The following is a 13741-nucleotide window of genomic DNA, read 5'->3' as shown; positions in this document are numbered from 1 at the left end:
ACCATTCGGTCGTCGACGTCGGGAGTTGAGCGCGAGACCTCACGTCGGGAGCGCTCCGTCGATTCCTTGCCCTGGCGGCGGCCCTGTCGTTCAGCGAGCGGCGAGGGCGAGGTCGGCGATGTCGCCCATGATCCGACCCAGCTCGAAGTCCTTGGGCGTGTACACCCGTTCCACGCCGGCGGCGATCAGCACCGCGGCGTCCTCCTCGGGGATGATGCCCCCCACCACGACGGGGGCGTCCACCCCCTCGGCGCGCAGTCGGGCCACGACGTCGGGGACGAGCTGGAGGTGGCTGCCCGACAGGATCGACAGGCCCACCACCTCGACGTCCTCGTCGCGGGCCACGGCGGCGATCTGCTCGGGGGTGAGCCGGATGCCCTGGTAGATGACCTCCATGCCGGCGTCGCGGGCCGCCACGGCGATCTGCTCGGCGCCGTTGGAGTGCCCGTCGAGACCCGGCTTGGCCACCAGGAGCCGCGGGGGTCCGCCCGGGGCGGCCTTCACCCGCTCGGCCACCGCGCGGAGGCCCTCGCCGAGCCCGCCGACGCCGACCGCCGCGCCGACCCCGGTGGGGGCGCGGTACTCGCCGAACACCTCGCGCAGCGCGCCGGCCCACTCCCCGGTGGTCCCCCCGGCCCGGGCGAGGGCGATCGTGGCGGGCATCAGGTTCTCATCGGTCGCGGCGACCCGGCGCAGCTCGGCCAGGGCGGCGTCGACGGCGGCACCGTCACGGTCGGCCCGCCACCGCGCGAGCTCGGCGACGGTCTCGGCTTCCACGGCGGGGTCGACCTTGAGGATGTTCTCCTCACCGCCGAGGGGCGACTCGGCGGTCTCGGTGAACCGGTTGACGCCCACGACCACCATCTCGCCCGACTCGATGCGGCGGACCCGTTCGGTGTTCGACGCCACCAGGCGGCCCTTCAGCTCGTCGATGGCGTGGAAGGCGCCACCCAGGGCGAGCACCTCGTCGAGCTCGGCGCCCGCTGCCTCGACCAGCTCGGCGGTGCGGGCCTCGACCACCTGGCTCCCGGCGAAGAGGTCGCCGTACTCGAGCAGGTCGGTCTCGAAGGCCAGCACCTGCTGCATGCGCAGCGACCACTGCTGGTCCCAGGGTCGGGGTAGGCCCAGCGCCTCGTTCCACGCCGGGAGCTGCACCGACCGGGCGCGGGCGTCCTTGGACAGGGTCACGGCCAGCATCTCGAGCACGATCCGTTGGACGTTGTTCTCGGGCTGGGCCTCGGTGAGGCCGAGGGAGTTGACCTGCACCCCGTACCGGAAGCGCCGCGCCTTGGGGTCGGTCACGCCGTAGCGCTCCAGGGTGATGCGATCCCACATCTCGGTGAAGGCCCGCATCTTGCACATCTCCTCGACGAAGCGGATGCCGGCGTTCACGAAGAACGAGATGGAGGCCACGACGGCCGGGAAGTCGTCGGACGCGACCTGCCCGGAGTCCCGGACCGAGTCGAGCACGTCGATGGCGGTGGCCAGCGAGTAGGCCAGCTCCTGGACCGGCGTCGCCCCGGCCTCCTGGAGGTGGTAGCTGCACACGTTCATCGGGTTCCACTTCGGGATGTGCCGTGCGCAGTAGGCGATCATGTCGACGATCAGCCGTTTGGAGGGTTCAGGCGGGAAGATGTAGGTGCCCCTCGACAGGTACTCCTTGACGATGTCGTTCTGCGTGGTGCCCCGCAGGGCCTCGGTCGGCACCCCCTGCTCGGTGGCGTTGGCGACGTAGAGGCCGAGCAGCCACGCGGCCGTGGCGTTGATGGTCATCGACGTGTTCATCTCCCCGACGGGGATGCCGTCGAGGAGCTGGCCCATGTGGCCCAGGTGGGCGACCGGCACCCCGACCTTGCCGACCTCGCCGCGTGAGCGGGGGTCGTCGGGGTCGTAGCCGGTCTGGGTGGGGAGGTCGAAGGCGATCGACAGGCCGGTCTGGCCCTTGGCCAGGTTGGTCCGGTAGAGCTCGTTCGACGCCTTCGCGGTGGAGTGGCCGGAGTAGGTGCGCATCATCCACGGGCGATCGGGCTCGTGGCGGGCGGCGGTCGTCGGTGCGGCGTCCATGCCCCAATCGTTCCCCAAGATGGCGGGCGCTGTCACAACGATGACCGCGCGGTAACTTCCTGTGCCGGTCGTCGTCCCGGCGAGCCGGCCTCGGGCCAGTGGGTCCGGGTCCTCCTTTCGGTCGGTCGGCACGCCATCCGTGGCCGACCGGGCGCCCGAAGCGGGTCGTCAGGCGAACGGGCCCACGTCGACCTCCAGCGCCTCCGCCAGGCGCCGCAGGTACTCGCGTCGGGGGATCTCCACGGCGCCGAGCGACGCCAGGTGCGGGGTGAGCCACTGCACGTCGAGGAGCACGACGCCGATCTCGCGCAGGCGTTCCACCAGGACCACCAGGGCCACCTTCGAGGCGTCCGTGGCGAGGTGGAACATCGATTCGCCGGCGAACAACCCGTGGGCGCAGACGCCGTAGAGGCCGCCCACCAGTCGACCGCGCTCCCAGGTCTCGACGGAATGGGCCCACCCCAGGTGGTGCAGCTGGCCGTAGGCGTGACGGATGTCCGGGCTGATCCATGCGCCCTCCCGACGGGGGTCGGCGCAGGCGGACACGACGGCGTCGAAGGCCGTGTCGAACCGGACCTCGTAGCGGCCGATCGATCGTCGGAGGGACCGCGACACCCTGAGCCCGTCGAGGGGGAGCACCGCGCGCGGGTCGGGGGACCACCACGCGATGCCCCGCCGGCGCGACAGCGGCATGGGGAACAGGCCCCGCCGGTACGCGGCGAGCACCGTGCCCGGTTCGAGGTCGGCGCCGATCCCGACGAGGTCGTCGGGGCCCCACGTGTCGGCAGCCGGGAACTCCCAGGGCGAGGCGGGCGGTTCGAGCGGCACGCCCCCGGTTCTACCCCTCGGAGCGCATGACCCGGTCGGCGAGTCGGCGACGGTTCTACGACGACGTGGCGTAGTCGTAGAAGCCGATGCCGGACTTCCGTCCGAGGTGGCCGGCCGACACCATCCGGCGCAGCAGGGGCATCGCCGCGTAGTTGGGGTCGCGGAACTCGTCGTAGAGGGCGTCGAGGATGGCCAGCGACGTGTCGAGCCCCACGAGGTCGAGCAGGGCGAGCGGCCCCATCGGGAAGTTGCAGCCGCCCTTCATGGCGGTGTCGATGTCGTCGCGGGAGGCGGTGCCGTTCTCGAGCATGCGGACCGCGTTGTTGAGATACGGGAAGAGCAGGGCGTTCACGATGAAGCCGGCCCGGTCCTTCACCTCCACCGCGTTCTTGCCGCACGCCTCGGCGAAGGCCTTGGCCTCGGCGACGGTCTCGTCGCTGGCGGTCAGGGGTCGGACGATCTCGACCAGGCTCATCGCCGGCGCGGGGTTGAAGAAGTGCACACCGCACACCTTCTCGGGACGACCGGTCTCCATGGCCATCTCGACCACCGGCAGGGTGGAGGTGTTCGTGGCGATGATGCCGGAGGCCTTGACGATGCCGTCGAGCTCGCGGAAGAGGGCCTTCTTCACGACCAGGTCCTCCACGACCGACTCGAGGACCAGGTCGCAGTCGGCGAGGGCGCCGAGGTCGTCGGTGGCGCTCACCCGGGCGAGGGTGTCCGCGGCGGCCTCGGCTTCCAGTCGGCCCTTGTCGACCTGGCGGGCGAGGGACTTCTCCAGCGACGCCACCATCGCGTCGGCGCTCTCCCGCTTGCGGCTCCGCAGCACCACGTCGACGCCGGCCTTGGCGGCCACCTCGGCGATGCCGGACCCCATGATCCCCGAACCGATGATGCCGATGCGCGTGATGGTCATGTCGACGCCTCCTCCGGGTCGGCTCCGTCGGCCGCCGCCCGAGGATGTTACCGACCGGTAGCTTCGCCGATCCAATGCCGCCCCGGACCGACGGGGAGGTGGGCCGTCGGCGCCCTCGGGCCTCGCTAGGTTGGCACCGTGTCTCCTCCCCCCGTCGACCGCCCCCCCTCGGCCCCCGGCCCGCTGGCCCTCGTCGGCGGCGGTGAGTTCGAGGAAGGGTGCGAGTTCGACGTCGAGCTGCTGGCGGCGTCCGGTGGTGACCGGGTCGCCGTCCTGCCGACCGGGTTCGCCTACGAGGGCCCCCATCGGTCCGTCGAGGCGGCGACGAGGTGGTTCGGGGCGATGGGCGCCTCGGTCACCGAGGTCCCCGTGTACAACCGGGCCGACGCCCTCGTCGCCGAGAACGTCGTGGCCCTGGCGTCGGCCCGGTTCATCTATGTGGTCGGCACCTCGCCCATGCACCTGCGCTCGGTGCTCAAGGACACCCCCGTCTACGACGCCCTCGTCCAGGCGTGGCGGGGCGGCGCGGTGCTGGTCGGCAGCGGGGCGGGCGCCGACGTGCTCTGCGACCCGATGGTTGACACCCGCGGGGGCGCGTTCACCGTCGGCCTCGGGTTGGTGCCGGGCATGGCCGTCATCCCGCGGGCCGACACCTGGTCGCCCGACAAGGTTCGTCGCACGGTCGAGCTGGCACCGCAGGACCTCCTGCTCGTGAGCCTGCCCGAGCGCAGCGGCATCGTCCGTGACCCCGACGGCACCTGGAGGACCGTCGGCGCCGGTCTCGTCACGGTGCACCGCGGCGGCCACCAGGCCACCCTCGCCGACCTGCCCGCCTGAGCCGCCGTCCGGTCAGCGGACCGGGGTGCGGACCGTCGAGGCGACGCGTCGTCAGGACTCCGAGATCGTGACGGACTCGATGACGACGGGCGGGTCGGGCACGCCGCCGAGCCCTCCACCGTTCGGGTTCTCCACGGCCGTGGCCAGCATGGCGGTCACCAGCGCGGTGCCGGCCTCGTCGGTGGTGCCGAACACCACGTAGGTGCCCTGGGCGTCGAGGCTCGACACGGCCGGGCCACCGGTCAGGAAGAACTGGGCGCCGGCCGAGTTCGGCTGTGAGGTCCGGGCCATGACCAGCTGGCCGGGCCGGTACGTGAACGGGCCGCCCTCGTCGGGGATCGTGTACCCGGGTCCCGGGTCACTGGGGCTGTTCGTCGTCGGAGCGCCGCCCTGCACGATCTCGATGCTCTGGTCGGCGCGGAAGATGGCCGAGCCGTCGTAGAACTTGTAGCGGGCGAGCACCACGAAGTTGTTGGTGGTCTCGGGTGTCGTCGTCGTGTCGAGCGTGGCGGTGATGGTGCCGACGCTCGTGGTGAAGGTCGCCGTGTAGGTCCGGGCCGGGTCGATGCACATCGGCGGCGGCTCGGCGAACGACGTCGTGCGCTCGGCGCTGCCGTCGGTGGCCGGGCACGGCGTCGCGCCGGTGATGGAGGCCCCCGGGCCGGGGGCGGGTGGTACCAGCGCGTCGGTGGCGGCGGTGGTCGACGTGGTGGTCGAGGCCGTCTCGTTCGACGAGTCGTCCCGGTTCACCAGGGTGAGCACGGCGACGACGGCCACCACGAACGCCGCGAGGGCGATGGTGATCGTGAGGCGGCGGCGCCGCTCGGCCCGGGTCCGGGCGGCGGCCTCGGCCGACAGGCGCGCCTGGTGGCCGGCCTTCTGACGTTCTCGCTTCGCGGTTCCCATCGGCCCGGGACGCTACCGCGACACCCACCCCGGCCCGGTCGCGATCAGCCCGGTGGTGGCGAGGGGATCGGTGCGCCGGGGGTGATCGTCACGGACTCGACCCGCACCGGGCGGACCGGCAGGCCGGACTGGCTGCCGAGCCGATCGATGGCGGCCAGGGTGGCGGCGCCGTCGAGCATGACGCCGAAGGCGGTGACGCCCGGGTCGATGGCTGGCGCGTTCTCGAAGGTGGCCACCAGGAAGGCGCCCTGGTTGGTGCCCGGTGTGCCCGCTCCGGTCATGGCGATGGTCCCCGACGTGAAGATCTGGCCGGCCTCGGGCACCTCGTCGGGGATCGGGAAGGCCGACGCCGTCGAGCCGTCGGTGAACGCCCCGCCCACCTCGAACCACGCCGTGGGCTCGATGCGGGTCACCGGCTGCCCGTCGTAGAAGGCGTACCCCGCGAGGACCACGAAGGCGTTCACCGAGGCCGGGGCCCGCTGTGGGTTGAGCTGGAAGGTCATCGACCCGGCGGTCGTCGTCACCACCGCCGAGTAGAAGCGCCCGGTGTCGATGCACATCGGTGGCGGCTCGGCGAACGACGTCGTCCGGGGCGACGAGGCGTCAGGGCACGGCGTCGGGCCGGTGAGGGCCGCGCCCGGGGCGACGGCCACCGGCGCCACGCCCGTGGTCGGGTAGTCGTCGGGCGATCGGGTGGTGTCGGCGGGGTCGGGGAGCGTCGTACTGGTGCTCGAGGCGGCGGGGGTCGACGTGCCGCGGGTGGCGGCGATGCCGGCCGCCACCGTCGAGAGCAGCACCAGCGCGGCGATCGAGGCGGCGAGGATCTGGGTGCGCCGCCGCCGTGACCGCCGACGCCGGTCGGCGGCGGCGGTCTCGCGCCGGCGGGCTTCGTCGCGTCGTCCTCGGGCGGATGTGGCCATCCGGGCGACCGTATCCCCGCGCGCAACGGGGTCGGGGGCACCCTGGAGCGGCCGGTAGCGTGGTCGCCCGTGGCTCTGCTCGTCCAGAAGTTCGGTGGCACCTCGGTCGGCGACCCCGAGCGCATGCGCGCCGTCGCCGACCACGTGGCCCGGACCGTGCGGAAGGGCGACCAGGTGGTGGTCGTGGTGTCGGCGATGGGCAAGGAGACCGACGAGCTCCTCCGCCTGGCCCGGGAGGTGTCCGACACCCGTCCCGGGCGGGAGATGGACATGCTCGTCACCGCCGGTGAGCGCAAGGCCATGGCCCTGTTGTGCATGGCGCTGGCGGACCGCGGGGTGGTGGCCGAGTCGTTCACCGGCTCACAGGCCGGCTTCCACACCGACTCCACCCACATGGACGCCAAGATCCTCGACGTGGCTCCCGACCGGGTCCGCGAGGCCCTGGGGCGGGGGGCGGTGGCGGTGGTCGGGGGCGCCCAGGGCATCTCCCCGGAACGCAACATCACGTTCCTCGGCCGTGGCGGCTCGGACACCACCGCGGTGGCGCTCGCCCACGCCCTCGACGCCGAGGTGTGCGAGCTCTACACCGACGTCTCGGGGGTGTTCACCACCGACCCCCGGGTCGTCCCGAGCGCCCGCAAGCTCGCCGCCATCAGCTTCGACGAGCTGATGGAGATGACCGCCAACGGCTGTCCGAAGCCCGCCATGCGCTCGGTCGAGTACGCCCGCACCCACGGGGTCGACCTGCACGTGCGCTCGGCGTTCACGTGGGAACCCGGCACGTTGGTCACCAAGGAGGACGACGACATGGAGCAAGCCATCGTCTCGGCGGTCGTGCACGACGCCTCTGACGCCAAGGTCACGATCGGCGGGGTGGAGGACCGTCCCGGCATCGCCGCCCGCCTCTTCCGGGCCCTCGCCGACGAGGGGGTGAGCGTCGACCTGATCGTCCAGAACACGTCCGACGCCGGCCGGACCGACATCTCCTTCACCGTGCCCGACGAGCAGCTGGCCGCCGCCATGGCGATCTGCGAGCGCGAGGCGGCAGGGATGGGCGCCGGCGAGGTGACCGGCGACGCCGACATCGCCCGCGTGAGCGTCATCGGCGCAGGCATGAAGACCCATCCTGGCGTGGCCGCCACCGTGTTCGAGACGCTGGCCGCCAACGACATCAACATCTTGATGATCGCCAGCTCGGCCATCCGGATCTCGGTGGTCGTGGCCGACGCGCAGGCCGAGCAGGCCATCCAGGTGCTCCACGACGGCTTCCGCCTCGACGAGGGCCCCGCGCTCATCGACTGACACCTCGACGTCACGGCGGAAACCCGCGGTGAGGGCCGCCGACGCCCCCGGTAGGCTCGGATCCCTATGCGCATCGGGATCGTGGGAGCAACCGGGCAGGTCGGCCGCGTCATGCGGTCGATCCTCGCCGAGCGGCAGTTCCCCGTCACCGAGCTGCGCCTCTTCGCCTCCGAGCGCTCCGCGGGCCGACGCCTTCCGTGGGGGGACACCGAAGTCGTCGTGGAGGACGCCGCCACCGCCGACTTCGCCGGTCTCGACATCGTGCTGTTCTCCGCTGGGGGTGCGTCGTCCCGGGAGCTCGCCCCCCGTGTGGCGGAGTCCGGTGCGGTGGTCATCGACAACTCCTCGGCCTGGCGCATGGACCCGGAGGTCCCCCTCGTCGTCCCCGAGGTGAACGCCTCGGCGCTCGATTCGATCCCCAAGCGGATCGTGGCGAACCCCAACTGCACGACGATGGTGGCGATGCCGGTCCTCAAGCCCCTCGACGTCGAGGCCGGCCTCGTCGCCATGGTGGCCACCACCTACCAGGCCGTCTCGGGCGCCGGTCTGGCGGGCACCGCCGAGCTCGACGACCAGATCCGCAAGATCGGCGACGGAGCCCCGGCGCTCGCCATGTCCGGCACCGCGGTCGACTACCCGGCGACCAACAAGTTCGTCGCCCCGATCGCCTACAACGTGATCCCCTTCGCCGGCTCGCTCGTCGACGACGGATTGGGTGAGACCGACGAGGAGCAGAAGCTGCGCAACGAGAGCCGCAAGATCCTGGGCCTGCCCGATCTGGCGGTCTCGGCGACGTGCGTGCGGGTGCCGGTGTTCACCGGGCACTCGCTGGCCGTCAACGCCCGCTTCGCCCGCCCCATCAGCCCCGAGACCGCCCGCCGGCTCATGTTCAAGGCCCCTGGCGTCGAGCTGGCCGACGTGCCCACGCCGTTGCGCGCCGCCGGCGTCGATCCCACGTTCGTCGGACGCTTCCGGGTCGACCCCACCGTCGAGCACGGGCTCTCCTTCTTCCTCTCCGGCGACAACCTCCGCAAGGGGGCGGCGCTCAACGCCGTGCAGATCGCCGAGGAGCTGCTGGCCCGCCGCAACCGCTGACGCCGCCCCGCCGGCTGCGAGGCGGGCGCTTCATCCGGGCGGGTCGGTGACGTAGCGGTCGGCGGCGTCGCTGAGCGACAGGCCGAGCTGGTTGGCCAGCGACGCCACCCAGGCCAGCACGTCGCCGAGCTCGTGGAGCTGCTGGTCGGGTGTGCCCTTGCGCACCGCCTGGGCGAGCTCACCCACCTCCTCGCACAGCCACGCCACCGTCGACGGGATCCCCCGCGCCGCGTCGGCGTCGCCGTAGAGCGTCGCCATCAGGTCCTGGAGCTCGTCGAGGTGCATCGCAGCACTGTGGCACGGGGTGGCGGACCCCGGAACGGGAACCGCCCCGCTCGACGCGGGGCGGCTGGTCGGGCTGGCGGGATTCGAACCCACGACCTCTTCGTCCCGAACGAAGCGCGCTACCAAGCTGCGCTACAGCCCGTGAGGGCGCTGATCCTACCCAGGTGGAGGCGGGCCGGCGAAACGGGTGCTCAGCCGCGGATGGTGAGGTCGGCCACCTGGCTGGTGACCTCGTCGATGGGCTCGAACCAGCCCTCGCCGTCGAGGAGCACCCTGGCCGCCCTGCGCAGCCGGAACGCATCGAGGGGCTTGACCAGGTAGCCGTCGGCGTCGTGGCGCCGGGCCAGGAAGGCGTCGTGGGCCCGGTCCAGCAGCATCAGCACCGCCGTGATGGGGATGCGGTCGATGCCCTCGGCGTTGCGGATGGCCATGCAGGTGGCCATCCCCCCCATGTTGCCGATCTGTTGGTCGAGGATCACCAGATCGGGGGCGACCTGGTCGATCGCCTCGAGCACGTCGATACCGGCGCGCACCCGGTAGACGGTGGTGTCGGCGGAGGCGAGGGCGGCGTCGACCTCGTCGAAGATCCAGTCGGCGTCGGTGGCCAGGAGGACGGTGGGCACGGGCGGGAGGGTAGTTCCTGGTCCGGCGCGCCCCCAACCGATGGGTGCCGCGGCGGCGTTGGTCCGGCCCCGGGCCGCACCGCTACCATCGGACCCTTCCGTGCCTGTCGGGCGGAACCGCTGTGGGGAGGAAGCCGTTGCTCGAGATCACCGTGGAGCACACCGATCGCTACACGTTGTGCCGCCCCGTCGGCGAGCTCGACGCCTACACGGTGGGGTCGTTCCGGGAGGCCCTCGCCGAGCTGTCGTCGGCCCGCCGCCTGCTCATCGACCTCTCCGACGTCCCCTTCATGGACTCCTCCGGCCTCGGTGCGCTGATCGGCGGCATCCGTCGGGCCCGCGAGGCCGACGGCGAGGTGACGGTGGCGTGCAGCCGACCGACGCTCACCCGTCTGCTCCACACCACCGGATTCGACCGGATCGTGGCCGTCACCGAGACGGTCGAGGAAGCCGAGGCGGCCCTGCTCGACCCCGTCGACTGAGCTCGCTCAGCCGTCGCGGCCGAACAGGTGCCCGGCGATCCGGTCGAGGCCGGCGAGGTCGTGCACGTCGTCGCTCAGGAACGGGACCCTCACCACCGGCGCCGGGGCGACCCGCGCCGAGAGCCCGGCGAGGTGGGCGTCCTCGGTCGAGGCCACCGTGGCGAAGTCGGCCAGGTTGGCGACCAACTCGCCGAACGGGGTGCCGGCGTGGGCGTCGGCCCGTTCCCGTAGGACGGCCGGGCGGGTCGCCGTGAAGTGGGGGTGCACCCGGTTCACGATCAACGCCCGCACGGGGATGTCGGCCTCGTGGAGCTTGCCGGCGAAGTAGCTGGCCTCCTCGACGACGTCGCGCCGGGGGGCCGTGACGAGCACGAACGCCGTCTCGTCGGCGCGCAAGAGCTCCACCACCCGTGCGGCGCGGTCCTTGAACCCCTGCTCCATGCCGTCGAAGGCGGTGAAGAACTCGACGAGGTCGGTGACGACCTCCCGGCCGATCACCCGGGACACGGTGCGCAGGAACGCCTGGGCGGCCACGTTCATCGCCCGCGCCAGGCCCCTCGTCGGCGTGATCAACAGCCGGTAGAGGCGGTGGTCGAGGAACCGCGTGAGCCGGTCGGGGGCCTCGAGGAAGTCGAGCGCGTTGCGGGTGGGCGGGGTGTCGACGACGATCACGTCGAAGCGGTCGTCGTGGTGCAGGGCGTAGAGCTTCTCCATCGCCATGTACTCCTGGGTGCCCGACAGCGCGCTCGAGATGTTGCGGTAGAAGCGGTTGGCGAGGATCCGTTCGGCCTGCTCCGGGTCGGTGGCGTTCTCGGTGACGAGCGCGTCGAAGGTGGTCTTGGTGTCGAGCATCAGGGCCCACAGCTCGCCCGGCCAGTCGCCGGCCACCGTCGTCGGGGCGTCGGTGAGCCCGTCGAGGCCCATGGCGTTGGCCAGACGGCGGGCCGGATCGATCGTCACGACGCACGCCCGCCGGCCCTCGCGCGCCGCCTCCATCGCCAGCACGGCCGCCGTGGTGGTCTTGCCGACCCCGCCCGAGCCCGTGCAGATCACGACGGACTTCCCGACCACCAGGTCGAGCAGGGTTCCCGGCCGGCCCGTCGGCGGCCCCCCGGCGCTCACGACCGGGCCAGCGGGGTGAGCCGGTCGACGCCCTCGGCCACCGCGTCGGCGAGGGTCTCGACGTCGGCGGGCCCGAGGTCGGTCGAGAACAGGAACGGGAGGTGCAGCTGGGGGAGGGGCAGCGCGGCCGCCAGGCGGGCCACCTGTTCGTCCTGGAGCGCGGTGCGCGCCGCCCGGAACGCGGCCGCCGAGCGCAGCGCTCCGGCGTCGGCGGGCGTGATCGGGACGCGGGCCGCGGCTGCCGCCTCCTCCGGGTCGAGGTCGAGCCCGGGATGCGCCGGGTAGAGCCCGTTCACGACGACCGGCCCGAGGCTCACGCCGACCTCGTCCTCCAGGCTGAACGCGGTGTCGATGAGCTCGTTGACCGGCGTCTCCTCGGGGAGGGTGACGAGCATCACCTGGCACCGCTCCGGGTCGGTGAGCATCTCGAGCACGTCGGCGGCCTGGGTCCGCACCGGCCCCGAGCGGACCGCGTCGACCAGTCCACGGGCCGAGCGCAGGAACGAGATGGCGTGCCCCGCGGCGGGTGCGTCGAGCACCACCAGATCGACGTCGCCGTTGCGCTCGATCTGCTTGACCTTGCCGAGCACGAGGATGTCTCGGATGCCGGGCGCGGCCGTCGACACCATGTCGAGGGCGCCGGCCGACAGCAGGCGGCGGCTGACACGGGACAGCCCGTGGTCGGCGAGGTACTCGAGCAGGGCGTCGTCGGGCGTGAGGGCGCGGGCCCGCACGTCGGCCGCTCCGGACGGCCCGCCGCCCGCCGAGAGCACCACTTCGTCGTAGCCGAAGGCCGGCTGACCGAACAGTCCCGCCAGCCCGCTCTTCCCCTCGATCTCCACGACGAGCGTCGACAGCCCCGCCCGGGCGGCGCTGCGGGCGACCGCGGCGCTCACCGTGCTTTTGCCGACGCCCCCCTTCCCGGCCACGATGAGCACGCGTGATGCTGCGAAGAACTGCGCAGGATCCACTCAATCTCCTCGGAGGACCTCGGGTGCGAAGACTATCGGTGACCGGTTGCATCCTGGCCCTCGCCGGGATCGTGGTCGGGGTCGTGGCGTCGATCCTGCCCGCCGCCGCCCAGTCCGCCGACGATCCCGTTCCTGCCGAGGACGCCGGCTTCGTGGCGGTCATCGAGATCGACGGCCTCCTCGACCCGGTCCTGGTCGACTTCGTGGCGACGTCCATCGACGAGGCCGAGGCCGCGGGCGCCCTCGCCCTCGTGCTCCAGGTCGACTCGAACGCGGTCGTGGTGTCCGACGCCCGGTTCGGCGAGCTGCTCGAGAAGGTGCTGGACGCGTCGGTCCGGGTCGACGTGTGGATCGGCCCCTCCGGGTCGGGGCTGACCGGACCCGGCGCCCAGCTCGTCGGTGCCGCCGACGACGTCGGCATGGCACCCGGGTCGCGGCTCGGCGACGCCGGCGAGGCGCTCGTCGACGGCCTCGACCTCGACCGTCTCGGCCCCATCGCCGACCGGGTGGTGAGCACCCAGGAGGCCGAGGAGCTCGGCATCACGTCGTTCCCCGCGCCGACCATCGGGGACTTCCTCGTGAACATCCCCGGCGTGCAGACCCGTGAGGTCACCCAGGACGACCAGACCCGACGCGAGCCCCTCACCCAGGTCCAGTTCAGCCAGCTCTCGCTGCTCGACCAGCTCATGCACACCGCGGCCAGCCCGGCGGTCGCCTACCTGCTGTTGGCGGTGGGTCTCGCCCTCATCATCTTCGAGCTGTTCACCGCCGGCGTCGGCGTGGCCGGGGTCGTCGGAGCCGGTTCGTTCGTCCTGGCGTGCTACGGGCTCGCCGTGCTGCCGGTGCGCGGGTGGGCCCTCGCCCTCGTCGTGGCGTCGATGCTGGCCTTCGCCATCGACGTGCAGACCGGTGTCCCGCGCTTTTGGACCGCGGCCGGGGTGGTGATGTTCGCCATCGGGTCGCTGTTCCTGTTCGACGGGCTGGCCCTGTCCTGGGTCACGCTCCTCGTGGGCATCGTGGGCGTCCTGTTGGCCTTCCTCGGTGGCATGCCCTCGATGGTCCGCACGCGCTTCTCCACGCCCACCATCGGACGGGAGTGGATGATCGGCGAGGTGGGCCGGGCGGTGTCGGCGGTGAACCCCGACGGCGTGGTCCAGATCCGCGACGCCCTCTGGCGGGCGTCGACGAACCGGGCCACCCCGGTCGAGGAGCTCGACCGGGTGCGGGTCGTCGGCATCGACGGGCTCGTGCTGGAGGTCGAGCCCGAGGAGGGTGGAGCCCGGGACTACCGGGAGCGCCGCCGGACGCCCGAACCGGGGGAGTGACAAAAGTCGCACAAACCCCTTGTGGGCGACTTCGCGCGGCGATAGGTTCGCTCGTGGAGGGGGTC

The 13741-nt window shown here is 72.4% G+C and carries 14 protein-coding genes and 1 tRNA gene; 5 read left to right on the top strand and 10 right to left on the bottom strand.

Translation table 11 applies throughout. The features are described from left to right. Positions 1 to 90: 90 nt before the first annotated feature. The 3 genes from MUE36_02820 to MUE36_02810 all read right to left on the bottom strand — a co-directional run bounded on the left by MUE36_02820 (position 91) and on the right by MUE36_02810 (position 3808). Complete coding sequence (locus tag MUE36_02820) at positions 91 to 2064, bottom strand: protein meaA (protein MCU0309860.1); 1974 nt, start codon at positions 2062 to 2064, stop codon at positions 91 to 93. A 168-nt stretch (positions 2065 to 2232) separates the two neighbouring features. Beyond that, the gene (gene aat / locus MUE36_02815) at positions 2233 to 2892 is read right to left on the bottom strand and encodes a leucyl/phenylalanyl-tRNA--protein transferase (protein ID MCU0309859.1); all 660 of its coding nucleotides are present in this window, start codon (positions 2890 to 2892) and stop codon (positions 2233 to 2235) included. 55 nt (positions 2893 to 2947) lie between these two features. After that, positions 2948 to 3808, bottom strand: a complete 861-nt coding sequence (locus tag MUE36_02810) for a 3-hydroxybutyryl-CoA dehydrogenase (protein MCU0309858.1) — start codon at positions 3806 to 3808, stop codon at positions 2948 to 2950. Between the two features lie 138 nt (positions 3809 to 3946). Between MUE36_02810 and MUE36_02805 the strand changes: the two genes are divergently transcribed. Next, the gene (locus tag MUE36_02805) at positions 3947 to 4645 is read left to right on the top strand and encodes a Type 1 glutamine amidotransferase-like domain-containing protein (protein ID MCU0309857.1); all 699 of its coding nucleotides are present in this window, start codon (positions 3947 to 3949) and stop codon (positions 4643 to 4645) included. A 51-nt stretch (positions 4646 to 4696) separates the two neighbouring features. Here the strand turns inward: MUE36_02805 and MUE36_02800 are convergent, their stop codons facing one another. Both MUE36_02800 and MUE36_02795 read right to left on the bottom strand, forming a co-directional pair. Further along, complete coding sequence (locus MUE36_02800) at positions 4697 to 5551, bottom strand: peptidylprolyl isomerase (GenBank protein ID MCU0309856.1); 855 nt, start codon at positions 5549 to 5551, stop codon at positions 4697 to 4699. A 44-nt stretch (positions 5552 to 5595) separates the two neighbouring features. Beyond that, positions 5596 to 6471, bottom strand: a complete 876-nt coding sequence (locus MUE36_02795; protein ID MCU0309855.1) for a peptidylprolyl isomerase — start codon at positions 6469 to 6471, stop codon at positions 5596 to 5598. A gap of 69 nt (positions 6472 to 6540) precedes the next feature. On the opposite strand from MUE36_02795, the gene MUE36_02790 reads away from it, so the two are divergent. Continuing rightward, positions 6541 to 7773: an aspartate kinase gene (locus MUE36_02790; protein MCU0309854.1), complete on the top strand. Its 1233-nt coding sequence runs from the start codon at positions 6541 to 6543 to the stop codon at positions 7771 to 7773. A 66-nt stretch (positions 7774 to 7839) separates the two neighbouring features. Continuing rightward, on the top strand, positions 7840 to 8868 hold the full coding sequence (locus MUE36_02785) for an aspartate-semialdehyde dehydrogenase (GenBank protein MCU0309853.1): 1029 nt from the start codon (positions 7840 to 7842) through the stop codon (positions 8866 to 8868). Between the two features lie 30 nt (positions 8869 to 8898). On the opposite strand, the gene MUE36_02780 is transcribed toward MUE36_02785, so the two are convergent. The 3 genes from MUE36_02780 to MUE36_02770 form a co-directional block, all read right to left on the bottom strand. Further along, positions 8899 to 9153: a pyrophosphohydrolase gene (locus tag MUE36_02780; protein MCU0309852.1), complete on the bottom strand. Its 255-nt coding sequence runs from the start codon at positions 9151 to 9153 to the stop codon at positions 8899 to 8901. Between the two features lie 65 nt (positions 9154 to 9218). Continuing rightward, positions 9219 to 9295 (bottom strand) — tRNA-Pro (locus MUE36_02775). 49 nt (positions 9296 to 9344) lie between these two features. Then, positions 9345 to 9776, bottom strand: a complete 432-nt coding sequence (locus MUE36_02770) for a response regulator (protein MCU0309851.1) — start codon at positions 9774 to 9776, stop codon at positions 9345 to 9347. A gap of 137 nt (positions 9777 to 9913) precedes the next feature. Between MUE36_02770 and MUE36_02765 the strand changes: the two genes are divergently transcribed. Continuing rightward, positions 9914 to 10258: an STAS domain-containing protein gene (locus MUE36_02765; protein ID MCU0309850.1), complete on the top strand. Its 345-nt coding sequence runs from the start codon at positions 9914 to 9916 to the stop codon at positions 10256 to 10258. A gap of 6 nt (positions 10259 to 10264) precedes the next feature. Here the strand turns inward: MUE36_02765 and MUE36_02760 are convergent, their stop codons facing one another. Both MUE36_02760 and MUE36_02755 read right to left on the bottom strand, forming a co-directional pair. Continuing rightward, on the bottom strand, positions 10265 to 11380 hold the full coding sequence (locus tag MUE36_02760) for an ArsA family ATPase (protein ID MCU0309849.1): 1116 nt from the start codon (positions 11378 to 11380) through the stop codon (positions 10265 to 10267). Beyond that, positions 11377 to 12351 carry a hypothetical protein gene (locus MUE36_02755; GenBank protein ID MCU0309848.1) on the bottom strand — a complete coding sequence of 325 codons (975 nt, stop codon included), beginning with the start codon at positions 12349 to 12351 and terminating at the stop codon, positions 11377 to 11379. Before MUE36_02755 ends, MUE36_02760 begins: the two co-directional genes overlap by 4 nt. A 38-nt stretch (positions 12352 to 12389) precedes the next feature. Between MUE36_02755 and MUE36_02750 the strand changes: the two genes are divergently transcribed. Beyond that, entirely contained in the window at positions 12390 to 13676 is a 1287-nt protein-coding gene (locus MUE36_02750; protein MCU0309847.1) for a hypothetical protein, read from the top strand. Positions 13677 to 13741: the final 65 nt, after the last annotated feature.

Source organism: Acidimicrobiales bacterium, assembly GCA_025455885.1.
Taxonomy (GTDB): Bacteria; Actinomycetota; Acidimicrobiia; order Acidimicrobiales; family Acidimicrobilacustridaceae; genus Rhabdothermincola_A.
Note: the sequence above shows the minus strand (reverse complement) of the source record. Positions and strands in the feature narration are given on the sequence as shown.

Excerpts from the sequence above, each read along its gene's own strand:
- MUE36_02800 (MCU0309856.1), bottom strand. The coding sequence starts at position 5,551 with ATGGGAACCGCGAAGCGAGAACGTCAGAAGGCCGGCCACCAGGCGCGC.
- MUE36_02785 (MCU0309853.1), top strand. The coding sequence starts at position 7,840 with ATGCGCATCGGGATCGTGGGAGCAACCGGGCAGGTCGGCCGCGTCATG.
- MUE36_02795 (MCU0309855.1), bottom strand. The coding sequence starts at position 6,471 with ATGGCCACATCCGCCCGAGGACGACGCGACGAAGCCCGCCGGCGCGAG.
- MUE36_02780 (MCU0309852.1), bottom strand. The coding sequence starts at position 9,153 with ATGCACCTCGACGAGCTCCAGGACCTGATGGCGACGCTCTACGGCGAC.
- MUE36_02820 (MCU0309860.1), bottom strand. The coding sequence starts at position 2,064 with ATGGACGCCGCACCGACGACCGCCGCCCGCCACGAGCCCGATCGCCCG.
- MUE36_02810 (MCU0309858.1), bottom strand. The coding sequence starts at position 3,808 with ATGACCATCACGCGCATCGGCATCATCGGTTCGGGGATCATGGGGTCC.